A 26,353-nucleotide genomic window follows, 5' to 3' on the forward strand; every position below is an offset into this window, starting at 1 on the left:
CAATATTATATTTTCTAATGACCTAATTTAAAAAAATCCCATCCTTGTCATATTTTATCGCAATTCTAAAACTTTCTTTTTCTCTGCCTCTGCACATGAGAGGCAAAGGAGACACATGACACAGTATCCTTTTAATGGGATTTTACCTTTACTTAATCTTAAAGTATCCATTGGACATACTTCAACACATTTTCCACATTTATCACATAAGTGTGGGCTGAATTCTATTCTGTTGTAGTCCTTTCCATTGTGGTTTATTGAGCCCATCTTCAAAGCACCAGTTGGACATGCCACAGTGCATGCTCCACAAACTATACACATTTTTATGGTTTTTGATTTTTTATCTGCAACTATGGCGTCAGTTGGACATACTTTTGCACATTTTTCCAATATATCGTAATCCTTCTCAATTATTACGAGACCTTCATCTGTAATTGGATGAGCAGATTCGTATTTTACATCAAGTGTTAAAGCATCCACTGGACAGATATTCACACACAAATTACATGCTGGACATGCCACTGGAGTTTCAATCACAAGGTTTTCGTTATCAACTTTAATCATATTGCCAGGACATATTTCAGCACATTTGATACATCCAATACATTTTTCAGTATCCACTTCGAATTTTAAGATTTCCTTCTTCCTCTTTTTAGGAATCTTTCCAGCGACAAATATTGCATTCCATGGACATGTCTGGGCACAAAGTGAGCAGTATATACATTTATTCTTATCCACAACTGCTTTACCGTCTTCCATAGTAATAGCATCTACTGGACATACTGGAACGCACACTTCACACCCAACACAGGCATCAGTAACTGCTATTGGGTCCTTTGGAATGTTTATTTCTTTTTTAGGTTTTTCTACCAGTCCTGGGATTGATATAATTTCAATCGGACATACTTCAACACATTTTTTACATAAAACACAGTGTCCCTTTGAGTATGGGAATGTATCATCTACTTTCTTTATCTTTGTTGGGCACACTTCTGCACATGCCCCACATTTTTTACATTTTGTTGGATTGTAGTTTATCTTATCATCCAATTCTGACAAAGCCCCTGTTGGACACACCTGCGTACACTGCATACACAAGGTGCATGTCTTAAAGGGGGCTATCTCTATGGCATCTGTTGGACAGACCGCCGCACATGCATTACACACTAAGCATGCATCCTCTTGAATCTTTATTCCTTCCAATGTATAACACCTTTTGAGTTTTTAATCTAACCAAAGTTTCACATAAATTAATCGTTAAATTATACTCTTATTGATTTAACCAGTTCATTTTCTTTATATACCTCCAATGAGAGATTACTAGCATTATTACCTATTACGTGGGTTGCACAGGATAAACAGGGGTCATAAGCCCTAATTACCATTTCCATGTAATTCAAAACCTGCGGGTTTGCATCATCTGGTGTTTTTAAGTATTTTTCAGCAACCTTTCTAACACCAATATCCATTGCAGGATTGTTTTGAACTGTCGCAACAATCAAGTTAGTATCTTTAATGATTCCTTTATCATCTGTTTTAAAGTGGTGTATTAAAGTCCCCCTTGGAGCTTCGACACATCCTACTCCTTCACCAATTACATCATCAGGTTCTGTCCTTATGTCTGTATCAACAATTTTATCATTCTCTAGAAGTTCTTTTGTTTTTTCAGCACTTGATAAGAGCTCTATCAATCTTGCATAATTAAACAATATTGGATAGTGGCATGGTTTTCCAAACTCATTAATAAATTCTTCATAGTATTTTTGTGCCAGTGGTGTTGCCATTTTATCCGAAACATTAAGTCTTGACAGTGTATTTACCCTATAAACCCCCTCTTCTTCCCCTTTATCCTTTAAGTATGGGAATTTCAAGTAGGAGTAGGGCCTAACTCCCTCGACAATATAATTTGTATATTCAGCAGGGTCAAATTCATATTCGGTTTTTCCTTTTGGATTAACTACTCTAATTTTTCCATCATAGAGCTCATGGGTTCCATCATTTACCATACCTGCATGGTAGGATTCAAAATACCCTATGTCCATTAAATCATTTTCTTTTATATTTTCAATTAGTTTTTTACCTATTTCGATGGATTTTTCAGACAATTCTATTGCCCTATCTGATAATTTTAATAATTCATCCCTTTCTTCTTCTTTCAATGGTTTTGACTGACCTCCAACAACTGCTGTGGCTGGGTGGATTGCCCTTCCTCCAACTGTTTTTACAATGGTTTGACCTATTTTTCTTAATTCTATCGCTTCTTTAACAACTTCGGGGTTTTCTTTTGCTATGCCCAATAAATTTCTTTTTAAAATATCCTCTGTTGTTGGAAACATTAAATCAGGAGCTCCAAGGGCATAAAAATGCAGTGCATGACTGTGAACTGTTGCCCCTTGGTGCATTAAATTTCTTAAAAGATTTGCTGTTTCAGGAATTTTTACTCCAAATACATTATCTACCGCCTTTGCACTTGCCAGGTGGTGAGACACTTGACATATTCCACAGATTCTTGGGGTATATGTTGGTGCATCTTCGATATATCTTCCTTCTAAAAATTTTTCAAAACCTCTAACCTCTACCACATGAAAATGAACTTTATCTAAATTTCCACCCTCATCAAAAGACACAGTTATCTTTCCATGCCCTTCGACCCTTGTAACTGGTTCAACTGATAACTTTACCATTTTATCACCATTATTTTAATATTGATATTTATTACTCATCCTTTAATTTAACAGGAATCAAAGCACTCGGAAGCGTAAATTTATAAAAACATCCTATTTTGTCGTCTATTGATTTTGGAAGTATTGTAGGGTCCACTTCTTTATCTTTATCAATCCCATAATCAGAACACAACGCAGAAATCATTTTTGCCCCTTGGTCTATAACAGCACCTGTTGGTCCATAACATCCAGAGCATGGAACCCCTGCACTAGGACATTTTGCACCACAGGTCGCTCTTGTTGCAGGCCCCATACATAGATATCCCTGTTCTAACAGGCATTTTTCTGGGTCTGGCGTTCCTTTGAACTTTCTTTTTAGGGTTGTAATTGAAACTCCATCTTCACTCTTTTTCCTTGAACATTCTTCACAGAGGTTATTCTTTGGCAGTTCAGGAGTTTTTCCTTCCAATAATGCAGTCAATACTTTTGCTATGAGCTCAGGTTCTGGCGGACATCCTGGTATAATATAATCTACATCTATAACATCGGATAACGGTTTAACTCTTGAAGTTAATTCAGGAACTTCTTCGTCTGGGATAATGCCTTTTTCATTTTCTGTCGTTAATGTTGTTTTATAGACCTTGTCTAATATCTCTTCATTTGAATATAAGTTCTCCAATCCTGGAACACCGCCGAATCCTGCACAGCTACCAAATGCTACGACTATTTTTGCTTTTTCCCTCATTTCTTTTGCTATTTCTTCGTTTTCTTTATTTCTTATTCCCCCTTCAATCAATGCAATATCCACATTATCAGGAATTTCCTTAACATCCATTAGAACAGGGCAGTGGACGAGCTCAACTTTATCCAATATATTTAGGAGCTCTTCATGTAAATCTAACAAGCTTATATGACATCCAGAACAACAGCACAGCCATGTCGTTGCTATTTTTACCATCTAATCACCATTTATCCATTATATATCTATTTTAATATTATTCTCCTAATTTTTCTTTTAATTTCAAAGGTCCTAATGATTTTACAGTATTATATACTTCAATCATTGTTTTTTGGAATTTCTCACCTTCTGATGCTGAAATCCATTCAAATCTAAACCTTTCTTTTTCAATGCCAAATTCTGGAAGTAACTCCTCTAAAAACATGGCTCTTCTTTGCCATTTGTAGTTTCCAGAATCATAATGGCAATCTGCCAAGTGGCAACCTCCAACAAAAACGCCGTCTGCTCCTTCACTAAATGCTTTTAAAATTAGAGATGGTTCTATTCTTCCAGAGCACATAACTCTGATTATTCTAATGCTTGGAGGATATTGCATCCTACCTACTCCTGCTGTATCTGCTCCACCATAGGTGCACCAGTTACAACAAAACCCTACTATTTTTGGTTCCCAGTCTGACATTTCATCACCTATTAAAAATATTGATATGTTTATTGCACAATCTAATACTGACTTTAAAGTTTGTGATATATATAATAATATATTTAAAATCAAATAGTAAAATTTATATAGCCATTTAAAATTATTTAAATTATTTAAGTTTATTTAACATTTTTTTAATAATTCTTTACAAAAAAAGAATATTTGATATTATTTTTATTTAATTAGTATTATTAAAATCATATAAACTCGGATTTTTGTTTTAACATATATATCTTTCTATTTTGAACAAATAACCGTATTTTAAATATATTATGATTAATAATAGATATATTAGTTTTTTAAATATCAATTAACTAATTAAATAATATATTAACTATTTTAATATCAGATATGTGGTGATTCCATGGGGAAAATTGTGGAAATAAATCCGACAACAAGGCATGAAGGCCATACAAAACTAGTTTTAAAAATTGATGATGAAGGAATTGTAGAAAAAGGAGCCTATTTAAGTGTAACGCCAGTAAGGGGTTTTGAAAAATTTTTAGTAGGAAAACCAGCGGAATTCGCACCGCTTGCTGTGATGAGATTTTGTGGAATCTGTCAAGCTGCACATGGGATTTCATCAGTTGAGGCAATTGAAGATGCATGCAACATAACTCCTCCAAAAGATGGATTATTATTAAGAGAATTGCTCGGAATTGGAAATAAATTGCACTCTCACCCACTGCACCAATTCTTAATCTCTCCTGATTTTGTGCCTGAAAAGGATAAAGTTGAGTTCATCAAGAGAGTCCAGGCAATGAGAAAAATAGGGCAATATATCTGCGATGTTGTAGGGGGAGAAGCAATACATCCACCAAATATAATGATTGGAGGGATGGCAAAGAATATCACAGAAAGTGTTAAATCAAAAATATACTACAAATGCAAAGAATATGAAAAACTTGCGAAGGAACAGATAGATTATTTAATTCCGATATTTGAAAATAAAACATTAGTTGATGGAACTGAGCTCCCGGAAAAACTCGGATACCACGATTTTGGATATATAGCTACCCATCCAACCTATGGAGATAGAACAAAGATTGACCAAGATAATGTCGTAGAATATGCCCCATTTGATGTCTATGATAAGGATGTGGCAATTCAGGCATCAACAACAATTCCTACTTTAAATGGAAGATTGGCAGAGGTTGGACCCAGAGCGAGATTCAATAAATTCTTTGATTTTAAGGAAAAGGGAGCCATGGCGATACATGTAGCTAGGGCTTATGAAATGATTGTCCATGTTAAGAGAGCATTAGAAATTATTGATGAATTAAATGTAAATGGAAAAACCCTAGCGGATGAACCGATAACCGGAGATGGTGAAAAAGTAGGATTGGGTGTTCATGAAGCAGCAAGAGGGCACAACACTCATCAAGCTTCAATTGATAAAAACGGAAGAATAACATATTATAATGCAATTGTCGCTACAACATGGAACATTCCGTTGATTGGTAAAGCAATTGAAGGAAGTCATTATAAATTTGCAGAACACGTTGTTAGGGCTTATGACCCGTGTGTTTCCTGTGCAACTCACATGATTGTTAAAGATTACGATAATAAAACAGTTGATGAAAAATTCATTCAGTAGATAAAAAATGAATAACTAACAAAAATAAAAATAATTAAAAATTCAAAAATATTAATTAAGGTGGAATATGCCCAATTATCTAAATAAAGAAGTTTTAGTTCTTGGATGTGGAAATATATTATTTGGAGACGATGGATTTGGATATACCGTAATAAATGAATTAAATAAAATGAAGGAAAAAAATCCAATCTTGAATTCCAATAAAATAGAGATAATTGATGCGGGGACTGGTGCATCTCACTTTATATTGTCTTTAATTGATGAAAATACACCAATAAAGAAGATTGTAATAATAGATGCAATAGAATATGGCTTGAAAGCTGGGGAATTAATAAAACTACGCCCTAAGGATTTACCGAATATAGAGAAATACCAAGTAGATGCCCACGATATGCCACTTGCAGGAATGTTAAATGAACTTAATGAAAAATACAAAATTGATGTTGTAGTTATTGGATGTCAAATAAAGAATATGACTGCACCAGATATATGTCTTGAATTATCAGAAGAAGTTAAAAAATCGGTCAATGGCGCAGTAAATATGGTTTTGGACGAATTATAATATGCATTGAATATATATAATTGAGGTGAAAAAATGGTCAGGGTGGCACATATTCACATGAGCGGGTGCACTGGATGTTTAATATCCTTAACCGATACTTATGAAAAGCTTTTGAATATATTGGAGAATATAGATTTAGTTTATTCATTGACATTGATGGATGAAAAAACCGAAATAAAAGAAACTGATGATAAAATATTGATTGAAAGAAATATTCCAGACAACATAGATATTGCACTTGTGGAAGGCGGAGTTTGTTTAGATGACAAACACCCTATGAAAGATATTCTTGAAACTAGAGAAAAATCAAAAATCGTGGTTGCATTGGGAGCATGTGCATCAACTGGGGGTGTTCTGAGGTATTGTAGGGGAGGGCAGATGTCAAAACCAACACATGCATCATATACTGCAATTGGAGATGTAATAAAAGTTGATTTGGCAATTCCCGGATGCCCGCCATCACCAGAATTAATAGTTAATGTAATTACAGCAGCATTAAATGGAGACATGGATTATTTGGAACCATTTGCAGAATTTGCTAAAAAAACAGAATACTGCGGATGTGATTTGATATACAATGTTATAAACAAATCCCTTTGCATGGGATGTGGAACATGTGCGTCTGCATGTCCTTTAAGAGTAATTAGTATGATAGATGGAAAACCAAACATAAGGAGCGAATTATGTATAAAATGCGGTGCATGTTCATTCCAGTGCCCAAGAATTAGGCTTCCAGAACAGGTTAAGGAGTTAGAGGAATAAATAATAAAATCCTAGGGGTGATTAAATGGATGCTTTTGGAAAATATAAAACAGTAATATCTGCAAGAGCAGCAGATAAAAAAATATTGAAAAAATCCCAAGATGGAGGGATTGTATCTGCTGCATATATCTATGGATTGGAGAACAACCTTTTAGATGGTGTAATAGTAGCAGATAAAGAAGATGAGTTTAAGGCAGTTCCTAAGGTTGCCACAACACCAGAAGAGGTTTTAAATGCAGCAGGAACAAAATATACCGTATGTTCAAACCTGAGTGTTTTGAAAAATGCTATCAGAGAATATGGCTGTGAAAAACTTGGAGTTGTAGGAACTCCTTGTCAGGTAATAGCTACAAGAAAAGCCATAAAATATCCAGTAGGATTTAGACACATGCCTGATAAAATTGCATTGATTGTAGGAATCTTCTGTATGGAAAACTTCCCATACAATGGTATGAAAACCATAGTTGAAGAACACTGCGGTGTGAAAATAGAAGATGTTGCTAAATTGGACATTGGAAAAGGTAAATTCTGGGTATATACGAAATGGGGAGAAACAAAATCCATCAAGTTAAAAGAAACCCATCCTTATGAACAAATAGCATGTCATGTATGCACCGACTATACAGCAGAATTGGCTGATATTTCAACAGGTTCAGTAGGTAGCCCTGATGGTTGGAGCTCTGTATTTGTAAGGACTGCAAAAGGAGAAGAATTTATTAATAAAATGATTGATGAAGGATACTTAGAAACCAAACCAATAGATGAAGGTAAATTTGGTTTAGGAATACTTGAAAAACTTGCATTACTTAAAAAAGATAAAAACGCAAAAGAAATCGAGCATAGGAAGGAAATAGGATTACCTGTTCCTTATTAAATAAATATAGTTCATTAATTTAGGTTCCAACCGACACGAGCGATAGCGAGTGGAGGTTGGATTTCCGAATGAAATGAGGAAATCGTATAAATCCACAAAGTGGATTTTGAGATTTTGGGTAGCATCCTTTTTTAAAGGATGCATGCAAAGGAAATAGAACATAGGAAGGAAATAGGATTACCTGTTCCTTATTAACTATTTTTATTCTTTGAAAAAATAGCTAACCTTCATTTCGTTCAGTGATTAAATCTAAAAATCCCCTTCCTATTAAATGAGATATTCTTAAACATTCTGGAATTTTGCTTTTTAATCTTGTTTTTTTAATTATTAAATTAAGGAGCTCCCTCTTAATACCGACATATTGAACATATATTCCTTCAATATTTTCAGGCTCTGGAAATGATTTTAAAAGAGAGATTCTTTCTTCATAATCATCAAAATGTTTTTTTAACGCATCCATCATTTTTTGACGGTTTGGCATCCTATCTATAACTGCAACCACGGGAATCCCTGTTTTCTCATTTACTTCATAGAGATTTGTTATATTAAACCCCCCAAATGTAACGCCGTCCAAAAATATAACATTTATTTTTGTTTTATGTTTCCCCATGACCATTTCAATAATCTTTTCCGTTGAGTCCATTCCATCCCGTTTTATCCTCTTAAAATAAATGCCGTCTATTATTCTATTTCCTCGGCAGTATGTTCCTATTAATATTGCCTCTTTATCATTTTTATCAAATGGTGCATCATCTATTCCGATAACGCCAATTTCATCTTTAATATTCATTATACCACAAATATTACTTTTTTATTTTTTAGCTCTATTTTTAATTATCTTCTTTTAGACAGCAGATAATAAATTATAGCCCCGATTATGCCCAAAAACCAAACAACCAACAGCCATAGAATTTTTTCAAGAGTGTCCAAATCATCCCTTTTAAGTATATCTATAACAACCAATATAAATACTACAATTCTTATTATACCCCACAATCCAAAAAACATGAAACCAAAAAAAGGGAGCTCCGTTATTCCAAAACCATTTCCCATCATATTCATTGGGGAAAACCACATATTATTTCACCTTAAAAAATTAAATTTAAGATTAAAATATAATAAAATATATAATAAAAATTTATTCAATAATCACATTTTTTTCGATTTCGCATCCTAAGGAATTACTTATAAGACATTTTTTAGAGCTCTCCAATATTAGCTCTTTTAATTCACTCCCATTTGAATTACCATTAATTTTAGCATGGATATTTAATATTATCTTCTCAATACATCCCTTTTCAAAGTTCTTTTTAACCATTGCATTAACTTTAATATTTCCAATTATTCCCTTTTCAGCAAGAGCTCTCCCAACTGCAATAGAGACACAACCACAAAGTCCAGATAAAAACAAATCCATAGGAGATATTGAATCCTTTGTAGCTCCTTTGCCCCCCTTTGAATTTATTTTTAGCCCTTTAACATTTATGGAAGTTTCAAAATCCTTTATGAAAGTTGCGGATATTTCGCAGTCATTGCTTTTAGATACGATTATATCCACAATCTTTTTTATAAATTCCTCCCTTTCATTTTTTGGAATATTCATTAAATGTTTTTCCATAACCTTAGGTATCATTTCAGGCATCATCTTTGGCATCATAGTTTCGCACATTTCAGAGCTCATCATAGTTTGCATCATTTCCTTCATCATCTCTGGATTCATATCACCACCCTTTTATTTTATTTTAAAATATTCAAATTAATGCCCTTTAAATGGATATCCATGATATGTTGCTATTGCGGTTTTTACAAGAGTAATTGCCCATAATCCAAATAACAGCCAGTATAATCCAAAACCAACATAGTCAATTATATTATACTGGAATATTCCATAAATCATATGGCTGGATGCCACATAAGCACCAAGAGGGAATATAAATGCCCACCAAGGCATACCATAAGGCAATTTTAGATTTTTAATATAGTATATTGTCATTATTATTGCCATCACAGCCCACCATAATCCAAAGCCCCAGAATAAGAATGAAAATATATAAAACGGCTCTTTTACAGATACAAATGGTGAGTTATTCACTAAATTGAGTAATGCTATAATCCCAGCACCAATTGGTCCCAAATTAATCCATATTGTTGGTGCTAATGCGGAAGGTAATGGATTGTGTAGTATGAACCTATACATTACAACAGCAAGTAAAGCCAAATAAGCAAATATTCCTGCCCCTAATCCATAGTAATTTACTAAAACCACCAATTCATGAATTAATCCTGTGGTATGTGGCATTATTAAACTTCCTGCAATAGCCATAACCAATAAACCCACTGGTGGAATATACCAGCCTGGATTTACATGGTCCAACTTTATATGCTCTGATTTGAACATGTAAAATGTCACAACTGTGCTGAATATTATCATCCCTATTACGCCGATTCCCCAAAATATTTCTCCAATAAACATATTATGCCCGATACTTATGAAATCAGACGCTAACACGAGCATTGCCACGGCAACTGTTGGATAGAATGAACTTAATATTGGATGCTTCAAGTCAGCAAAGGCATTTTTAGGATACATTATCCATCTTAAAGTCCAAGGTATTATAAATGCAAAGAACATTAATATATTAAAATAAAACAATATTATGGCAATATTGTTTAATGCTGGAATATACGACGAATACATCATGCTAGATATTGCTAAAATACCCGTTCCCATTACCGCTGCAAACCACGATGGTATGAAATTTTTAATAATATCACATTTTGATTCACATGCCTCTAGCACATTCTCACCTATTTTTACCCATATGTGTATAGTCCTAATGTCATTGTATTTAAACCTTCCGATTAATCGATATATTTTAATGTTTTTTAAATATATTTGGATATTATGATATACATTAAAAAAATAAAAAATAAATAAAAATTAAAGTAGGTTATGTCTTCGTTTTATGCCGTCGTATAAATCTATTACATTTCCATTTAAAAAGGCAGACATTGTATATATCACTCCCGGCGGTAGGATATTTGTGGCAGTCCCTCTTTTAACAAAATACAAATTATCAAAACTTAGTAATCCACCGAATATTAATCCTGCTAATTTTGGGAGCTCCTTTAATTCCTCAAAAGTTATGACTACAACAGGGTCATCTGTGTCAACGCCGGAATATCCAACACCATGAATCTTTTTTGGATTATCTGATATGCTGGAACCCACATCAAAGCCGTATTTCTTCCCAATATCTTCAACAAACAATGCCATTTCATTTACGATATCCTCTCCCCCATAGGTGTCAAAGGAAACTATTAAAGCGTCGCCGTATTCAGAACCTGCTTTTGCAACTGCATAGGAGACGCCTTCTCCTGCATCCTCGGGGCATTGGGAAATTCCATTTAAATCCTCAAAACCTTCTGCATGTTTTTTTAGTAAGTTTATAATGCTTTTATTGGTTTCTTCGATTAAATTTTCAGGGACAAAGGATGTAATTACTATATCATCCCCTGTGATATTTGAAAGTGCCGATTTTACACCTGGGGGCGTAATTAATGGCAGTTCTCTGCTTATTTTCTCATTTACAATATGATTTGTTTCCACATCATTTGATGATATATCTATACTTATCGAAGTGATGTATTTTTCCATGTTATCATCGCATTTATTTTTAGAATTTTATAAAATAAAGTCATCGTTGCGTAGCAAGCGACCTAAAACCTACGGTTTTAAGTTTTACTCATTTCATTCGTAAATGCAACGAAATCACTTTGTGATTTCGTCTAATTCCATTAGTTCTGTATCTTCGTGAGAGTAGGGAGGAGAACAACAGCATAATATCTTTAAAGGTATATTATTTATATTTTCAATTTGGTGAGGAGCTCCCGGAGGGATACATATTGTGTCTCCTTTTTTAACCTCAAATTTATTGTCGCTTATAGTCATCATCCCCTTACCTTCCACAATGTAATATATCTCTTCGGATTTATGATGCTTATGCAATAAGGTTTTAGCCCCCACTGGAACGGTTGCTTCCGCTAGACTCTGTTTCTCATTTCCATGAACCATCGGGTGCATTAACTCTCGAATTATTGAGCTGTCTTTGGTAATGTATGGATTAATCCCAGCATATTCAGTTTTTATTATTTTCATATTGCACCAATTCCTTATATTTTTGATGTTATTATATTATTTATGAAAAATGAAATTTAAAAATCTTTCTTTCGAGTGGTGTAGTTGGCAGTAGTTATAGCCATACGCTTACATAAACTTAAACGAATTCCACCATATTTCTACATACTCCCAGTTTCATGGTTGTTTTTTTATAGTTTTCCATCCACTCCCTTTTAAATCTATTTAACACATAGCTATCGTAAATATATTCTACATCAGTTTTTGCATCCATCAGTATAAGTCCCTCTGCTGGTGCTGGTGCTACACCCTCTTTATGATTTTCACATAGGAGCTCATCTATCCAACCCACAGGTTTGTTCTCTTTTCCCACCTCAGATAGTGTAGTAATTATTTTTCTTACCATATTCCACAGGAAACTTTTGCCGATAACATCAATTGTAATGTAGTATGGATTTTCATCAATTTTTATATCATATATTGTCCTAATTGGGCTTTTTTCCTTTGTTCTATCTCTTTTAGATAGATTATGGAATGAATGCGTTCCTATGAGTTTTTTTGAAGCCTCCTTCATTAAATCAATATTATATTCATCATCATATGGTATATTAGGTAATATATATCTGTAATGTCTATATTTTACCTCAGGAATGCCATTTATTTTATTATATCCTAAAATCCAAATCCCTTTATTTTTTAATTTTGAATAAATATATGATAATATCGGCTCTTGGTTTAATTCCACCACTATAAAATTTCCAATTGCAGAAACTCCTTTATCAGTCCTCCCACCATAAAAAATTATTTTGTCATTTGCTAAATAATTACATTCTCTTAAAGCATCCATTATTTTATCACAAACTGTTTCTTTGTGGGGTTGAGATTGGAATCCATAATTATACTCATCATATGCTACTTTTAAGATATACATAATATCACAATAATAATATACTCATATAATTGCATAATATATAATATTATAATTTGGAAGAGATATTTTTAAATCAAAATTAAAATAGATGTGAAATATACAATATATATTATATTTCTTAATTTGATATAAAAAAGTGATAGTATGAAAACTCTAATTATAGACCCCAAAATATCTGGAATATCTGGTGATATGTTTATATCTGCACTTATTGATTTAACCGATGATATTGATTTATTAGGGGAGCTCACCTCCACCATCAACAATTTGAAAAACTGCAAAAAATTTGAAGTAGATATTAAGGAAGAAAAAATAAACGGTATAGTGGTAAAAAAGCTTTATATGAATATAATTGAAGATAGATTCCACCGCCCAGAAGATTTAAAAGATGCGATTAAGGAAGTTTCTAATAATTTAAATTTATCTGAAAAAGCAAATAATATAATCTGTAATATCATAGACGATTTAATATATGCCGAAAAAAAGCTCCATAAAACCGACTTCCACCTTCACGAAGTGGCATCCCTTGATACAGTTTTTGATGTTGTTGGAAGCGTAATGCTTCTTGAAAAAAACGGATTTTTGGACGGAAAAATATACTCCACGCCCCCAGTTCTTGGCGGTGGATATGTGAGTATGGAACACGGTATTTTATCAGTTCCAGCTCCTGCTACCCTTGAAATATTATGCAAACATGGTATAAAATACTCCAATCCACCTTATGCCACCAAATTTGAACATACCACACCAACGGGCATTGCCATACTTTCCAATGTAGTTGATGAAATTGTGGATAACTTTCCCCCTATGACACCCATAAAAGTTGGATATGGCGGAGGCTCAAAGATATTAAAAGAAGTTCCAAATATTTTAAGAGTTATTGAAGGAAAAATAAATAAAAACATAGAAAAAAACATGGTTGTGCTTGAAACTAATGTGGATGATGTTTCTGGGGAGATTATAGGAAATCTTTTTGAAAAACTACTAAATGAAGGGGCAAAAGAAGTATTTGTTGTAAATGGTATCGGAAAGAAAAACCGACCCACCAATATTATTTCTGTAATCACAAATTATGCAAAATCTGAAAAACTTGCAAAAATGCTTATGGAAGAAACTGGAACATTAGGAGTAAGAATAAAAGAAATAGATAGAATAAAGGCAGAACGAATTGAAAAAACCTATTTTATTAATATAAATGGTAAAGAATTTAAATTTAATGTGAAAATATCATCTATTGACGATAAAATAATAAATATGAAACCAGAATATGAAGACGCCAAAAAAATAGCAGAGGAGTTAAAAATACCCCTTAGAAAGGTTTTAAAGATGTTGGATAATGAAATCACCTGTGTAGCAGGTGAGCAACGAAATCATGAAGTGATTTCGTCTAATTTACGAGCGAAGTGAGTAAATAAACAAATCATGAGGATTTGTCAGCTACCAACGACTAAAGTCGTTGGCTTGCCCTTCCAACTCCCTCAATAATAAGGGCGGAGGACATTAGGCTGGCTGACGGACAGCCCAGTATTATTCACCAATAATGCCCTTCCAACCGTATCCACTCTACCGAGCTTCGTGCCTTAGGGCTTATTACAATTTATAGTTTATACAACATATAAATTTTTCGGCTCCTCCAACGGCTAAAACCGTTGGCTTCCTGCCGAAGGAGTCGTGAAATTTCCAAATCACCACACCTTTAAATCAATGCCTTCAATATATACTCTGTTTCCTTCAACTTCAACAACTACTCCTGAATGAACCTTTTGCATCATGCAGTGATTTGGTATAAACTTAACAGTATGCCCGACTTCGGGAACCTTTCCAATAACTATGCCTTCAAATGCCACAACCATGGCAAGACCTACATTTATATATTCTTTTTCTTCCCCTGTGATTCTATGGCATGGTCCTTCAATATGGACAATATATAACCCATGATTTTCATCAATTATTTTAGCAAAATGTGGTATTGGACAGCCCAATGGTCTGTATTGGATATAATCTCCAATTTTTAAAGGTCTTTTATCCGTAATCATTAAAGTTTCCCTGCATGAATGTTCATTAGGTAGCGGGTCCAACAGAAAATCTGCTTCATATCCATCAATTACCCCAACTAGTTTTTTATCTTTTTCATTTTCTTCCTTTTCTTCTTTTTCCACTTTTGATTTTACCTCTTTTTTATGCTCAACATCCTTTAATAATTCTTTTAACTCCTTCATATTTTCCTTAAAATCTTCCCTAAATAAAAATGGGCATTTATCTGGTGAAGTTTCACCATTTAAAAGTTCCTCTGCAAAAATATCACATCGTTTATAACCGCATGCTTTGCAGTTGTATCCGGGAAGCAATTTTATTATTTTATTTAATTTATTTACATCCATATTATTCCCCTGTGTATTTTGTAAATCCATCGATTCTTCTTAAAACTCCTCTGTGGTATTTCTTTGAAACTCTTGTTTCTCCAACACAAAGGGTGCAAATACATAATGGGGCATTGTGCCTTAATTCCTCATCTTCTAAACTTGTCAGTGGTTTTGTTTCAGCTATTTCATCAGCCAATTCTCCGCAACCCTGACCGCTTAATCCATTTACATCGTAAATTCTACAATTGGGATTCATCTCCAAAATTCTTTCCCTAAATACTTCCCTTTCTGCCTGAGAGATTATATCTCCTTTTGTAATTGCCACAACATCGGCACTTGTCAAAAATGGACCAACCTTTCTTGGTGTATTTGGACCAGATGTTGCATCTATCACACAGATTCCAAGGCTGTTTTTTGTATATGGGGCACACCTATGGCACAACCCTGCGGTTTCAATTATGAGTATGTCAATATCTTCATCTTGATTTTTTGCCCATTCAACCATTTCTTCCATATTATATATTGCAAAATGGTCTGGACACATATCCTTACTAAGACCTATAAGGGTGGGGATGCCTAATTTACCATACCTTACATCGTCATCCGTATAAAGACAGTCAATTTTAACAACCGCTGGTTTATGTCCTGCATTCATAAGATTTTTAATTGTATGTATTAATACGGAAGTTTTTCCTGCTCCCGGTGTTCCCGCCACTATGCTTATTTTTATATCTTTTTTATTTGTTTTATCTATTTTATTTAAATTATCCATTATTTCACCTTATACTGTAAATTCTATATCTTCCAATGCCAATCTCTCGCCATGCCTTATTTTTTCTCTCATTGACAGCATCCAGTTGTCTATGTCATTTAATTTCTTTGAAACTTCTTTTTCTTCCTCGGTAGTTTCAATAATTTCAGACATCCCGCCGTTTTTCATTACAACCCTTCTATCTGTCATAAGTGCTAAAACTGGGTCATGGGTAATTACCATCACAATTTTTCCATAACCTGCAAGGAGCTCCAAAGCCTCATGCTTCTTAATCCCTGCGTTTTCTATCTCATCGATTAATACAATAGGAGAATCACTTATAACTGCCACATCTGCAACCATTAAACTTCTTGACTGCCCACCGCTTAAAATCGTTAAGTTATAGTCCTTTTTAATCGGTTCTCCTGTTAATTTATTTGCTAAATTTATTATTTCATCTACTATTCCTTCTTTTTCTATGCCTCTACTTTTTGCGTGCATCAATAGGAACTCTTCAACAGTCATGTCTGCTAAAAAGTTCATGTTTTGGGATAATTGAGCTATCCTTCTTTTTCTTGGGTCTCTTCTCATATCAACTGGTGGAACTTCCCCATTTATCAATATTTTTCTTCTTGAAAGGGTATCCCCCTGTGCTAACTGCTCAATATCGCTTATTAAATTTGATTTTCCACTACCTGTTGGACCTACAACACCAAATATTTCTCCTTTTTTTACAGTTAATTCCCTAACAGCCTCTGGCTCTCCAAATTTGTTGTATCCGCCAATTATCGTAATTTCATTTATATCCATAGTATCACATATTTTTATATAATTATATTTCATCTATTTATTTAATTATTATTTGTTGGTTAATTATTATTACCATTGCCAATTACCAATTACCAATTATTCACTGTATTTTTCCAAAAGTATCTCCCCTTAATCCTCTTCTGAGTGTTTCAAGGGATATTACTTCATCGTAAGCTATATTTCCTAAATTAACATCATTTCCAACTTTTAATATAAATTCAACCTGCTGATTCTTATTTGGTGCTTCAAATATGATTTTTTCAACTGGGACATTATTAATTAGGGTTTCAAATTCAGACACCTTTACATTTCCTTCTTTATCGAATAATCCGATGGATTTTCCGCTTTCCCTACCTTCGATAATTACATAATCTGCTCCTGCTTTTAAGTCCTCATTTATTAGATTTATTCTATCCATTATGCTCAATTCCTTGTCCTTTTCTATACTCTTTTTTCCAACTTCTGTTAAAACGATAAATCCTTCATCCTTTGCCTTTTTTATGGCATTTTTTCTATCTTCCAAACTTAAATCCATTGAACCATTAGATATTTCCACAGCTTCAAAACCGAGCTCCTTACATTCATTTAAATATTCATCAAATATTCCTCTTGAAAAACAAACCTCAAATAAAGTTCCGCCGGGATATACTTTTATTCCGTATTCTTTGTAATTTCCTATCTTTTCTTTTACAATGTCCCTATCCTGAACTGCACTTGTTCCCCAGCCAAATTTAATAAAGGTTATGTATTTTCCGCAAACTTTCAAATAATCTTTTACAAAATCAGGGGAGAGCCCCTTGTCCAAAACCATTGTAATGCCCTTTTCTCTTTCAATATCTAAAAAACCAAATGCATTCATATTATCGCCTTTTTATTTTAACTTTTTATCTTATTATTTTCATTTATATTCTTTTTATCTTATAAGAAAATTTTGATATTAAATATATATTAAAGTATAATTTTTAGTTATTATAGGATTAATATTTTATATATTTTTTGATTTGATTTTTACTATGATAACAATATAGACACACATATGATAAAAAGGAATGGTATAAAAAAGGAAGAGTAGATATTCATTTGATTTTTCTCCACAAACTAAAACAATTTGATTTCAAAAAAACAATTTTAAAGTTATGTGTATTTTCTCCGTTGGCAATAGGTTTTTATTTATATTTGATATATATTATAAACAAAATAATAATTTAAAATAATAATTTAAAAGCCCAATTAAATGTATTAAACTATGTTAAACATACATTAGATGATTAAATATCGGGGGCGGTAATTTGACCATATTTCTCTTTAAAAGAAAACCTGAAAAAGAAGTTATAAATCTATTAAAAACTCATGTTTCCCTATCTATTGATAGTATTAAATTATTGGATGAATATATTGATGATAAGAGCGATAATAAATTACGTGAAATTGTAAAACTTGAAAAAGAAGGGGATGAAATAAGAAAAAGAGTAATATTAAATCTCTATGAAGCATTTTTGCCCAGCATGAAGAAAGAATTAAATTATTCAATTGAAATTCTTGATGAAGTCCTTGATAGTATTAAGCACGGAGCTCTGATATATGATTTGATGACTTTTGATTTAGATGAAACTATCAAGGAAAAGTGCAAATTAATATTAAATATATCCTTAAACATGCTAAACTCAATGGATAATTTAATAGATGTGTTTGAAAACGGGGGTGATTTTAAAAAACATATAAAAGACATAAAAGCAGGAGAAGAAGAAATTGATGATATTCATCATGAAATTTATAGATATATGGTGAATATGGAAATAAACTCCTTTTGGGAAGGGAAACTTATGAGTGATTTTGTAGATAGGATAACTGAGATAAGCGATTATATCGAAAATGTGGCTGATGAATTTCAAATAATATATCTAAGTTATCGGTGATTAACATACTGGAATCAATAGCTCTATTAAGTGGGATATACATTGCATTCGTAATTGGGGCAAATGACACAGCAAATGCTCTTGGCACATCAGTTGGAGCAAATTTAATGAGCTATAAAAAATTAGTGTTAATATTTGGAGTATTTGTGTTATTGGGATGTTTAAATGCTCACAATGTGGGGCATACAGTGAGCTCCATAGTATCGGGAAATATTGTTCCTTCATTGGTTATTGCAGGGTTAATTATCACAGTAATTACCTACAAAAAAATACCAATATCTACCCACCAAGTAATTGTATGTGCATTGGTTGGATTGAACATGAGCTCCGCAAACATGGAGTTATTTATGAAAATTATTGGAAGTTGGATAACTTCACCAGTATTAACTGCATTAATTTCCTTTATACTTTATAAATTGTTTGAACACTCAAACATACCTATCTTAAAAAGAGTAGAATTATTAAAATATGGATTAATATTAAGTGGGGGGCTTATAGCATATAATTTAGGTTCAAATGACCTTCCCACAGCCCTTGGTGCAATATCGGATAATACATATGTTTTTTTTATGGGGGGAATTGCCCTTATAATCGGAGCTCTGTTGTTTGGGAAGGGAGTTTCTGAAACTGTTGGTATGAATCTTGTTAAATTAAGTCCACTGGCGGCATTTGTGGCACAGTTATCCGCAGGAATAAGCGTTTTTGTATTTACGCAGTTTGGAATGCCAGTTTCCACAACTCAGGCAATAATCGGCGGTGTTGTGGGAGTTGGATTAACAAAGGGTATCAAAACAGTTAAATGGAAAACATTGTCAAATATTGTATTAGGGTGGGTTTCTGCCCCAAGTTTTGCATTGATTGTTGGTTATTTGATTGAAATATTAAAATAGATAAAAATAGAATGCATCTTTTATATTTTATTTTTATTATTCCTTTATTTTCATTTAATTATTATCGAGGTTGTCGAAAAATATTAAATTATCAATAACATATAATACATGTTATGAAGGGGAATATAAAAAAGAAAATAGAAAAGAAAAAGACCAATCCTAAGACAAAAGGATACTGGAGAATATACGACCTTAGATATAAGAAATACGACCTAAGAACTACTTATACGTTGATTTTATCCATTACAAACATGCTGAATCGTCCTTCTACCGAAGGACGAAAGGTTGGTAGGGTATCTGCCCTACCCTATAATGAATATGTGGTAGTTCTAATATTAAAACATATCTACAAACTAAGTTTAAGGGATTTAGAGACACTCTCAAATACATTACATAACAAACATATTGACCATTCCACATACGGTAAAGCATTTAAACGGATGGATAATGAGTTTCTATCCAATTTACTCACTTTTACATATACGATTATAGATAATCTACTAACTCAGCCCTCCAACAAACTATATATGGCAGACTCAACAGGAGTTTCCATAAATAGGTTATACTATGAGTGCATTCACGGAGGGAAACGTACTAAACGATTGGTGCATGATAAATTGCATGTTCTAGCATCATACTATCCAGAACAAGGATATATTCCAATAATCTCCGCCCGTTGGGGCGGAGGTTATAGTTCCGATAGTGCCAACCTATTGGAAATGGTTAAACAGATTGATTTTTTAGATAATGAATATCTACTGGCTGATGGAGGATATGATTGCTGTGAATTGTTTTAATATTTACTACAACACAATATCACTCCAATAGTTAAAACAAAAGAATTCAAGTGGAAGTATCATATTAGCAAAGTTAGAAAAACCATTAAGAGCATGTTTAACAAGGATTGGTATCGCCTTCGGGGGATAGTAGAATCCATATTTGGAGGGCTGGAGACTAAAAACAGGTTAAAATTAGATGACAGGTTGGCGGATAGCAGAGATGTAAAAGCACTATTGCTACTGCGATAGTGCATAACGTATTAACACTAATGAGAGTATTAGTATTAACATATGATACTGAATAAAATTACAAATTCAATTATTCGACAACCTCATTATTATCTAAAAAAATAAGTGAGATAGCGTGTTTATATCCATCATTTTACTAATTACAATAAAAAGAAGAAAAAAATAATAATTTAATTAGATTTTTAAGTATGCGTTTGTTTCCCAGTCTGTTACTGATGTTCTGAAACTGTCCCATTCAGCTGTTTTTATTTCTAAGAAGTTTTCGAATATGTGTTTTCCGAGAGCTTCTTTTAATACTGTGTTGTTTTCTAGTTCATCGAGTGCTTCTTTTAAGTTAGCTGGAACTGATTCAATACCGAGCTCTTTCTTCTCAGCTTCACTCATTGCAAAGATGTTTCTTTCAACTGGTTCTGGTGCATCTAATTTCTTCTTGATACCATCTAAACCAGCAGCAAGCATTACTGTGAATGCTAAGTATGGGTTGCATGATGGGTCAGGAGCTCTGAACTCGATTCTTGTTCCTTTGCCTCTTGCAGCAGGAACTCTGATAATAGCACTTCTGTTTGAGTTTGCCCATGCAATATTTACAGGAGCTTCGTATCCTGGAACAAGCCTTTTGTATGAGTTGACTGTTGGGTTTGTAACTGCTACAATTGCCTTAGCGTGTTCTAATATACCTGCAACATAGTTCATACAGGTTTCACTTAACTGGTATGGTGCGCTTTCATCGTAGAATGAAGGTTCTCCATTTAACCATATACTCTGGTGGCAGTGCATACCGCTACCGTTCATACCGAAGAATGGTTTTGGCATGAATGTTGCCATAAATCCGTATTGTTTAGCAATCATTTTGATTGTTGTTTTGAATGTAATTACACTGTCAGCTGTTTTAAGAGCATCGTCAAATTTGAAATCTACTTCGTGCTGACCTGGTGCAACTTCGTGGTGGGAAGCTTCAACATGGAATCCTAAGTTTTCCAAAGCAAATACTATGTCCCTTCTGATGTTTGGTGCATCATCCAATGGTTCCAAGTCGAAGTATGCTCCATCATCAGCTGGAACCATTTTGTGTGGGTTGTGTGGGTCTGGTTTTACTAAGAAGAATTCTGGTTCTGGACCTACGAAGTAGTCTCCGTTCATTTCTTCTTTAAGTTTGCCCATGATTCTCTTTAAGCATCCTCTTGGGTCTCCCTCGAATGGTTTTCCATCTGTTTTATATACATCACAGATAACTCTTGCCACTGATTTTTCAGCAGGTCTCCATGGGAGAACGGATAATGTTGATAAATCTGGCTTTAATATCATGTCTGAGCAATCGATGGAAACAAATCCTTCAATTGATGAACCATCAAAGTATAATCCATCAGTTAAAACATCTCTCAATTCATCGAGTCCTTTCTCTCCTGATTTTACTGGATATGCTACATTTTTTGGAACGCCCAACAAATCTACAAATTGGAATCTTAAAAACTTAACATCATTTGCCTTTATGTATTCCAATGCTTGTTCAACAGTGGTCATCTATTACACCTCGTTTATAGATTATCGGAAATAAATTTCCGATTTTAAATATATATAATTTACGGTTTTATAATCTACTTTTATAAATAATATATTATTAATAGAATATCATCATTATATTATCAGTATAATAAATAGAATTAGCATATTTGGTGATTATATGATAATAGTGGAAAAAACCGATAAGATAAAAGGAAATATCTATGCCCCTCCTTCAAAATCATACACTCATAGGGCAGTAATATGTGCATCTCTATCTGATGGAATTTCAGAGATAAAGAATCCGTTAAACAGTGCCGACTGTCTTTCATCAGTTCATGGTGCAAGAATGCTCGGAGCTCACATAAACACCGAAGATGAAAATAAATGGATTGTGGAAGGAAACAATAACAACCCAAAAACTCCTGACAATATAATCGATATTGGGAACAGCGGAACAACCCTAAGGATTTTAACAGGGATTTCATCCCAAATACCAAATGGATATGCCGTATTAACAGGAGATGAATCCATAAGAAAAAGACCTATGCAACCGCTACTGGATGCCTTAAAACAGCTCGGTATTGAAGCTTTTTCATCAAAAATGGATGGAACTGCCCCAATTATTGTTAAAAGTGGTGAGATAAAAAATAACATTGTTAAGATAAGGGGCGATATGAGCTCTCAATTCATCACATCATTAATGATGACATTGCCATTTGCCAAAGATGATTCAAAGATAATTTTAACAACTCCTTTAAAATCTGCACCATATTTGGACATAACAATCGATGTTCTTAGTAAGTTTGGAATAACCGTTAAACCTTTGGAAGAAGAAAATGAAAAAGGATTTTTTATTGAAGGAAATCAGAAATACAAACCTTGCAACTACACAGTAGAAGGAGACTATTCATCAGCATCATATCTTGTAGCCGCAGGAGTTCTTTTAAATTCAGAATTAACTATAAACAATTTATTTAAGGACTCAAAGCAAGGAGATAAGGAAATAATAAACATAGTTAAAGAAATGGGGGCAGATATTGAAGTTAAAAATGATAAAGTCATAATCAATGGACCCCATAAACTAAAAGGTATAGATATAGATGTAAAAAATATACCTGATTTAGTGCCAACTATTGCGGTGTTAGGATGCTTTGCGGAAGGTAAAACCACAATATACAATGGAGAGCATGTTAGATTAAAGGAATGCGACCGACTAAATGCCTGTGCAAAAGAATTAACAAAGATGGGGGCAAAAATAACTGAAAAACCTGATGGTCTTGTAATTGAAGGTGTCGGAAAATTAAAAGGTGCAGAACTGGAAACATACCACGACCACAGGCTTGTAATGGCTTTCACAATTGCTGGAATGATGGCAGAAGGCAAAACAATAATAAAAGGGGAAGATGCCGTTAAAATATCATTCCCAAACTTCGTGGATGTAATGAAGTCAATTGGAGCAAATATTACACTGTGTTAAATACATACATTTATTTTAGTTCGTTTTAATTTTTATTTTATATTCCTTTTACATTCATTGTCTTTAAAATTAAATTAAAATTAAAGTAGGGATACGATGAATAAAATAAAAGATTTTTTAAATTATTTAAGTGAAAACAACATAAAGAAAGCCATAGTTTTAAAAAAGGAAAATATAAATTATTTTTTAGAAAAATATCCCCCAACATTTTCGGTTTTAGTTTTTGATGCAGAGGAAGATAGGGCAGTTTTGAAAGTTCCAAAACTGGAATATAGGGGAGCTCTAACATATAAAAACAAATACCTTGATATCGAGTTGTTCGAAAAAATTGAAGAGGTATTTAAGGGATGCGATGGTGTTGAGGATTCCCTTCCTTTAAAATTTTTGAAATATCTTGATAAGAATTATAAACTAATATCCGACAAAATAAGAGAAATGCGAGCAATAAAAAACGATAGGGAAATCGAACTAATCCAAAAGGCATCTAAAATAAGCGATAAAGCAGTCGAGTATGCAACAGAGTTTATATTAAATTCAGATAAACCAATTACTGAAAATGAGCTCGCCGCAGAGATTGAGTATATTATGAAAAAAGAAGGTAGTATAAAACCATCCTTTGACACAATAGCAATTTCAGATAAAAAAACAGCACTACCTCACGGAGCTCCTTCTGATGCAGTAATTAAAAATATACTTCTGATGGATATTGGGGCAACTTATGAAGGTTATTGCTCAGATATTACAAGAACAGTTATTTTAAATCCAGATGAGAGATATAGGGATATATACAACATTGTTCATAATGCAAAAAATGAAGCAGAACAGTATCTTAAAGAAGGAATTTCAGTAAAGGAGCTCGACTCAATAGCAAGAAAATCCATGGGCAAGTATGAAAAATATTTCATTCACTCCTTAGGTCATGGTGTTGGTGTAGAGGTTCATGAAGAACCATCAGTTTCTTCAAAGGTTAAGGAAGATATTATTTTAAAAGAAGGTATGGTAATTACAATAGAACCAGGTATTTATTTAGACGATTTTGGAATAAGAATTGAAGATTTATATGTTGTTAAAAAGAATGGATTTAAAAAATTGAGTAATGCAAAAATATTAGACGAAATCACTTTGTGATTTCGTTGCTCTTCGCTTCGCTCCGATTAAATATTAATTTTATTTTTTATTATTATTTTTATTATTTATTTTCTATTCCCAATTTAATCATCTCATCAAACAAAAACCTTGCATCATGAGGTCCAGGTCCTGCCTCTGGGTGGTATTGGACACACAATATGTTTTTGTCCTTTATTCTTAAACCTTCAACTGTGTTGTCGTTTAAGTTAATATGGAATACTTCTGCATCTTTTGGCATGGACTCGCTTTTTGTGGCAAATCCATGATTTTGAGATGTAATATATACTCTATCTTCCTCTAAATTCTTTACTGGCTGGTTTCCTCCTCTGTGTCCAAACTTCATTTTGTAAGTCTCACCGCCAAGTGCAAGGGTGATGATTTGATGACCTAAACAGATTCCTGTAATTGGCACTTTTCCTATTAAGGATTTTACAGTGTCTATTGTTTCCTTAACAGAGCTCGGGTCTCCTGGACCATTTGATACCATTACAAAATCTGGGTTGTAGCTCAATATTTCATCCGCTGGTGTGTTGTATGGCACCTGAATTACTGTGCAGTTTCTCTCCACTAAACAATCTATTATGCTTGTTTTAACACCACAGTCAATTAATACGCATTTTGCCACTTCATCTTCTGCTTCGTGGATTACAGTTTCTTTTGTTGATACTTCTGGCACTAAATCAATTTCAGATAAATCCTTATGACTTTTTGCCATCTCAATGTATTTTTCAATTTCTGAATCATCAATAGGTTCTGATGAGGTTTTTAGGAGAGCTCTTACAACACCTTTTGACCTTATCCTTCTTGTAATAAATCTTGTATCTATGTTGCATATCCCGGGAACATCGTATTTTTTTAAGAATTCATCTAATTCGTTTCCAGTTAGGTCTTTTATAACAAATCCTTCCGCTTTTATACCATCTGATTCAAACCATGATTCACTAACTCCGTAGTTTCCTTCCAATGGGTATGTCATTGTAATAATCTGCCCTTTATAAGAAGGGTCTGTGAGTATTTCCACATAACCGGTCATACTTGTGTTAAATACCAGTTCTCCTAAAACTTCCTTTTCTGCTCCAAATCCTTTTCCTTTTAAAACTGTTCCATCTTCTAAAACTAAAATTCCATACAATTTCTCACCAATTATATTTAATAATTTATATCAACTTTATATTTTCATAGTGTTTATAATTATAAATTACATGATGATTATATCATAATTATATCATAACATATTTAATATTAATTAGTGTGGGTCATATTACACTCTAACCTCTAATACCTTCATATAAGGATAACCTCTGGTAATGAGATTATATAGTGCTAAAACCTGTGCAGAAACTACTGCACAGAGACAGAATACTTTTTTACGAATATAACCTTTGATATTAATCCAAAACTTATTCATAAATCGGTTCTTTAATATTGAATTGGTGTGCTCTATTTTAACTCTTATCTTAGAAACTTCCGAAGGAAGTTTCTTTTTATTTTTCCTACCCAATCTCCGTGGATTATGTGCTG

The 26,353-nt window shown here is 33.2% G+C and carries 29 protein-coding genes; 11 read left to right on the forward strand and 18 right to left on the reverse strand.

Annotated features, from left to right (window positions below):
* Positions 1-54: 54 nt before the first annotated feature.
* From vhuB to Mjas_RS06655, 4 genes are read right to left on the reverse strand one after another with little or no spacing between them, the layout of a single operon-like run.
* A complete protein-coding gene (gene vhuB, locus Mjas_RS06640) occupies positions 55-1,203 on the reverse strand; it encodes a F420-non-reducing hydrogenase associated-polyferredoxin VhuB (protein ID WP_421077386.1) in 1,149 nt (382 codons plus the stop codon).
* 59 nt (positions 1,204-1,262) lie between these two features.
* Complete coding sequence (locus Mjas_RS06645; RefSeq protein ID WP_421077387.1) at positions 1,263-2,684, reverse strand: Ni/Fe hydrogenase subunit alpha; 1,422 nt, start codon at positions 2,682-2,684, stop codon at positions 1,263-1,265.
* Positions 2,685-2,715: 31 nt separating this feature from the next.
* Positions 2,716-3,621 carry a F420-nonreducing hydrogenase gene (locus Mjas_RS06650; protein ID WP_421077388.1) on the reverse strand — a complete coding sequence of 302 codons (906 nt, stop codon included), beginning with the start codon at positions 3,619-3,621 and terminating at the stop codon, positions 2,716-2,718.
* 37 nt (positions 3,622-3,658) lie between these two features.
* Positions 3,659-4,081 (reverse strand): hydrogenase iron-sulfur subunit, encoded by a 423-nt coding sequence (locus Mjas_RS06655; protein ID WP_421077389.1) that lies wholly within the window; start codon positions 4,079-4,081, stop codon positions 3,659-3,661.
* Positions 4,082-4,466: 385 nt separating this feature from the next.
* On the opposite strand from Mjas_RS06655, the gene frhA reads away from it, so the two are divergent.
* The 4 genes from frhA (at position 4,467) to frhB (ending at position 7,897) form a co-directional block, all read left to right on the forward strand.
* Complete coding sequence (gene frhA, locus Mjas_RS06660; protein ID WP_421077390.1) at positions 4,467-5,699, forward strand: coenzyme F420 hydrogenase subunit alpha; 1,233 nt, start codon at positions 4,467-4,469, stop codon at positions 5,697-5,699.
* A gap of 67 nt (positions 5,700-5,766) precedes the next feature.
* Complete coding sequence (gene frhD, locus Mjas_RS06665) at positions 5,767-6,261, forward strand: coenzyme F420-reducing hydrogenase, FrhD protein (protein ID WP_421077391.1); 495 nt, start codon at positions 5,767-5,769, stop codon at positions 6,259-6,261.
* A 33-nt stretch (positions 6,262-6,294) separates the two neighbouring features.
* Entirely contained in the window at positions 6,295-7,023 is a 729-nt protein-coding gene (gene frhG / locus Mjas_RS06670; RefSeq protein WP_421077392.1) for a coenzyme F420 hydrogenase subunit gamma, read from the forward strand.
* A 25-nt stretch (positions 7,024-7,048) separates the two neighbouring features.
* Positions 7,049-7,897: a coenzyme F420 hydrogenase subunit beta gene (gene frhB / locus Mjas_RS06675; protein WP_421077393.1), complete on the forward strand. Its 849-nt coding sequence runs from the start codon at positions 7,049-7,051 to the stop codon at positions 7,895-7,897.
* Positions 7,898-8,117: 220 nt separating this feature from the next.
* Here the strand turns inward: frhB and Mjas_RS06680 are convergent, their stop codons facing one another.
* The 7 genes from Mjas_RS06680 to truA form a co-directional block, all read right to left on the reverse strand.
* The gene (locus Mjas_RS06680; RefSeq protein ID WP_421077394.1) at positions 8,118-8,687 is read right to left on the reverse strand and encodes a DUF99 family protein; all 570 of its coding nucleotides are present in this window, start codon (positions 8,685-8,687) and stop codon (positions 8,118-8,120) included.
* A gap of 44 nt (positions 8,688-8,731) precedes the next feature.
* Entirely contained in the window at positions 8,732-8,974 is a 243-nt protein-coding gene (locus tag Mjas_RS06685; RefSeq protein WP_421077395.1) for a PLDc N-terminal domain-containing protein, read from the reverse strand.
* A gap of 61 nt (positions 8,975-9,035) precedes the next feature.
* Complete coding sequence (locus Mjas_RS06690; protein WP_421077396.1) at positions 9,036-9,617, reverse strand: OsmC family protein; 582 nt, start codon at positions 9,615-9,617, stop codon at positions 9,036-9,038.
* Between the two features lie 36 nt (positions 9,618-9,653).
* The gene (gene tdt, locus Mjas_RS06695) at positions 9,654-10,697 is read right to left on the reverse strand and encodes a tellurite-resistance/dicarboxylate transporter (protein WP_421077397.1); all 1,044 of its coding nucleotides are present in this window, start codon (positions 10,695-10,697) and stop codon (positions 9,654-9,656) included.
* A 141-nt stretch (positions 10,698-10,838) separates the two neighbouring features.
* Positions 10,839-11,555 (reverse strand): hypothetical protein, encoded by a 717-nt coding sequence (locus Mjas_RS06700; RefSeq protein ID WP_421077398.1) that lies wholly within the window; start codon positions 11,553-11,555, stop codon positions 10,839-10,841.
* Between the two features lie 114 nt (positions 11,556-11,669).
* Positions 11,670-12,056 (reverse strand): cupin domain-containing protein, encoded by a 387-nt coding sequence (locus Mjas_RS06705; RefSeq protein ID WP_421077399.1) that lies wholly within the window; start codon positions 12,054-12,056, stop codon positions 11,670-11,672.
* A 118-nt stretch (positions 12,057-12,174) separates the two neighbouring features.
* Positions 12,175-12,966 (reverse strand): tRNA pseudouridine(38-40) synthase TruA, encoded by a 792-nt coding sequence (truA, locus tag Mjas_RS06710; protein WP_421077400.1) that lies wholly within the window; start codon positions 12,964-12,966, stop codon positions 12,175-12,177.
* Between the two features lie 144 nt (positions 12,967-13,110).
* Between truA and larC the strand changes: the two genes are divergently transcribed.
* Positions 13,111-14,373, forward strand: a complete 1,263-nt coding sequence (gene larC / locus Mjas_RS06715; RefSeq protein ID WP_421077401.1) for a nickel pincer cofactor biosynthesis protein LarC — start codon at positions 13,111-13,113, stop codon at positions 14,371-14,373.
* Between the two features lie 278 nt (positions 14,374-14,651).
* Here the strand turns inward: larC and Mjas_RS06720 are convergent, their stop codons facing one another.
* The 4 genes from Mjas_RS06720 to comA form a co-directional block, all read right to left on the reverse strand.
* The gene (locus tag Mjas_RS06720) at positions 14,652-15,347 is read right to left on the reverse strand and encodes a (Fe-S)-binding protein (protein WP_421077402.1); all 696 of its coding nucleotides are present in this window, start codon (positions 15,345-15,347) and stop codon (positions 14,652-14,654) included.
* Position 15,348: 1 nt separating this feature from the next.
* The gene (locus tag Mjas_RS06725; protein WP_421078598.1) at positions 15,349-16,059 is read right to left on the reverse strand and encodes a GTP-binding protein; all 711 of its coding nucleotides are present in this window, start codon (positions 16,057-16,059) and stop codon (positions 15,349-15,351) included.
* A gap of 51 nt (positions 16,060-16,110) precedes the next feature.
* The gene (locus Mjas_RS06730) at positions 16,111-16,890 is read right to left on the reverse strand and encodes an ATP-binding cassette domain-containing protein (protein ID WP_421077403.1); all 780 of its coding nucleotides are present in this window, start codon (positions 16,888-16,890) and stop codon (positions 16,111-16,113) included.
* Between the two features lie 100 nt (positions 16,891-16,990).
* Complete coding sequence (gene comA, locus Mjas_RS06735; protein ID WP_421077404.1) at positions 16,991-17,749, reverse strand: phosphosulfolactate synthase; 759 nt, start codon at positions 17,747-17,749, stop codon at positions 16,991-16,993.
* 430 nt (positions 17,750-18,179) lie between these two features.
* Between comA and Mjas_RS06740 the strand changes: the two genes are divergently transcribed.
* The 4 genes from Mjas_RS06740 (at position 18,180) to Mjas_RS06755 (ending at position 20,724) form a co-directional block, all read left to right on the forward strand.
* Complete coding sequence (locus tag Mjas_RS06740) at positions 18,180-18,806, forward strand: TIGR00153 family protein (RefSeq protein ID WP_421077405.1); 627 nt, start codon at positions 18,180-18,182, stop codon at positions 18,804-18,806.
* On the forward strand, positions 18,803-19,696 hold the full coding sequence (locus Mjas_RS06745) for an inorganic phosphate transporter (protein WP_421077406.1): 894 nt from the start codon (positions 18,803-18,805) through the stop codon (positions 19,694-19,696). The genes Mjas_RS06740 and Mjas_RS06745 overlap by 4 nt, the downstream gene beginning before the upstream one ends.
* 113 nt (positions 19,697-19,809) lie before the next feature.
* The gene (locus Mjas_RS06750) at positions 19,810-20,493 is read left to right on the forward strand and encodes a hypothetical protein (RefSeq protein ID WP_421077407.1); all 684 of its coding nucleotides are present in this window, start codon (positions 19,810-19,812) and stop codon (positions 20,491-20,493) included.
* Between the two features lie 93 nt (positions 20,494-20,586).
* On the forward strand, positions 20,587-20,724 hold the full coding sequence (locus Mjas_RS06755) for a hypothetical protein (RefSeq protein WP_421077408.1): 138 nt from the start codon (positions 20,587-20,589) through the stop codon (positions 20,722-20,724).
* A 174-nt stretch (positions 20,725-20,898) separates the two neighbouring features.
* On the opposite strand, the gene glnA is transcribed toward Mjas_RS06755, so the two are convergent.
* A complete protein-coding gene (gene glnA, locus Mjas_RS06760; RefSeq protein ID WP_421077409.1) occupies positions 20,899-22,245 on the reverse strand; it encodes a type I glutamate--ammonia ligase in 1,347 nt (448 codons plus the stop codon).
* 160 nt (positions 22,246-22,405) lie between these two features.
* Here glnA and aroA point away from each other — a divergent pair, with 160 nt between their 5' ends.
* Positions 22,406-23,704, forward strand: coding sequence for a 3-phosphoshikimate 1-carboxyvinyltransferase (gene aroA / locus Mjas_RS06765; protein ID WP_421077410.1), 1,299 nt, complete (start codon positions 22,406-22,408; stop codon positions 23,702-23,704).
* Positions 23,705-23,800: 96 nt separating this feature from the next.
* Positions 23,801-24,832 (forward strand): M24 family metallopeptidase, encoded by a 1,032-nt coding sequence (locus tag Mjas_RS06770; protein WP_421077411.1) that lies wholly within the window; start codon positions 23,801-23,803, stop codon positions 24,830-24,832.
* 61 nt (positions 24,833-24,893) lie between these two features.
* Here Mjas_RS06770 and carA read toward each other — a convergent pair whose 3' ends face one another.
* Together carA and Mjas_RS06780 are read right to left on the reverse strand one after the other, a co-directional pair.
* Positions 24,894-25,964 carry a glutamine-hydrolyzing carbamoyl-phosphate synthase small subunit gene (gene carA, locus Mjas_RS06775; RefSeq protein WP_421077412.1) on the reverse strand — a complete coding sequence of 357 codons (1,071 nt, stop codon included), beginning with the start codon at positions 25,962-25,964 and terminating at the stop codon, positions 24,894-24,896.
* Positions 25,965-26,093: 129 nt separating this feature from the next.
* Positions 26,094-26,333, reverse strand: coding sequence for a hypothetical protein (locus Mjas_RS06780; RefSeq protein WP_421077171.1), 240 nt, complete (start codon positions 26,331-26,333; stop codon positions 26,094-26,096).
* Positions 26,334-26,353 lie beyond the last annotated feature (20 nt).

It is taken from the genome of Methanothermococcus jasoni, from assembly GCF_049075655.1.
In the GTDB taxonomy this organism is placed as follows: Archaea; AGJL01; Methanococci; order Methanococcales; family Methanococcaceae; genus Methanofervidicoccus.

Excerpts from the sequence above, each read along its gene's own strand:
- Mjas_RS06720 (WP_421077402.1), bottom strand. The coding sequence starts at position 15,347 with ATGGATGTAAATAAATTAAATAAAATAATAAAATTGCTTCCCGGATAC.
- Mjas_RS06770 (WP_421077411.1), top strand. The coding sequence starts at position 23,801 with ATGAATAAAATAAAAGATTTTTTAAATTATTTAAGTGAAAACAACATA.
- Mjas_RS06730 (WP_421077403.1), bottom strand. The coding sequence starts at position 16,890 with ATGGATATAAATGAAATTACGATAATTGGCGGATACAACAAATTTGGA.
- Mjas_RS06755 (WP_421077408.1), top strand. The coding sequence starts at position 20,587 with ATGTTTAACAAGGATTGGTATCGCCTTCGGGGGATAGTAGAATCCATA.
- frhA (WP_421077390.1), top strand. The coding sequence starts at position 4,467 with ATGGGGAAAATTGTGGAAATAAATCCGACAACAAGGCATGAAGGCCAT.
- Mjas_RS06680 (WP_421077394.1), bottom strand. The coding sequence starts at position 8,687 with ATGAATATTAAAGATGAAATTGGCGTTATCGGAATAGATGATGCACCA.
- Mjas_RS06650 (WP_421077388.1), bottom strand. The coding sequence starts at position 3,621 with ATGGTAAAAATAGCAACGACATGGCTGTGCTGTTGTTCTGGATGTCAT.
- Mjas_RS06685 (WP_421077395.1), bottom strand. The coding sequence starts at position 8,974 with ATGTGGTTTTCCCCAATGAATATGATGGGAAATGGTTTTGGAATAACG.
- Mjas_RS06690 (WP_421077396.1), bottom strand. The coding sequence starts at position 9,617 with ATGAATCCAGAGATGATGAAGGAAATGATGCAAACTATGATGAGCTCT.
- truA (WP_421077400.1), bottom strand. The coding sequence starts at position 12,966 with ATGTATATCTTAAAAGTAGCATATGATGAGTATAATTATGGATTCCAA.
- Mjas_RS06705 (WP_421077399.1), bottom strand. The coding sequence starts at position 12,056 with ATGAAAATAATAAAAACTGAATATGCTGGGATTAATCCATACATTACC.
- comA (WP_421077404.1), bottom strand. The coding sequence starts at position 17,749 with ATGAATGCATTTGGTTTTTTAGATATTGAAAGAGAAAAGGGCATTACA.
- Mjas_RS06700 (WP_421077398.1), bottom strand. The coding sequence starts at position 11,555 with ATGGAAAAATACATCACTTCGATAAGTATAGATATATCATCAAATGAT.
- frhD (WP_421077391.1), top strand. The coding sequence starts at position 5,767 with ATGCCCAATTATCTAAATAAAGAAGTTTTAGTTCTTGGATGTGGAAAT.
- Mjas_RS06750 (WP_421077407.1), top strand. The coding sequence starts at position 19,810 with ATGAAGGGGAATATAAAAAAGAAAATAGAAAAGAAAAAGACCAATCCT.
- larC (WP_421077401.1), top strand. The coding sequence starts at position 13,111 with ATGAAAACTCTAATTATAGACCCCAAAATATCTGGAATATCTGGTGAT.
- Mjas_RS06655 (WP_421077389.1), bottom strand. The coding sequence starts at position 4,081 with ATGTCAGACTGGGAACCAAAAATAGTAGGGTTTTGTTGTAACTGGTGC.
- Mjas_RS06645 (WP_421077387.1), bottom strand. The coding sequence starts at position 2,684 with ATGGTAAAGTTATCAGTTGAACCAGTTACAAGGGTCGAAGGGCATGGA.
- frhB (WP_421077393.1), top strand. The coding sequence starts at position 7,049 with ATGGATGCTTTTGGAAAATATAAAACAGTAATATCTGCAAGAGCAGCA.
- frhG (WP_421077392.1), top strand. The coding sequence starts at position 6,295 with ATGGTCAGGGTGGCACATATTCACATGAGCGGGTGCACTGGATGTTTA.
- aroA (WP_421077410.1), top strand. The coding sequence starts at position 22,406 with ATGATAATAGTGGAAAAAACCGATAAGATAAAAGGAAATATCTATGCC.
- glnA (WP_421077409.1), bottom strand. The coding sequence starts at position 22,245 with ATGACCACTGTTGAACAAGCATTGGAATACATAAAGGCAAATGATGTT.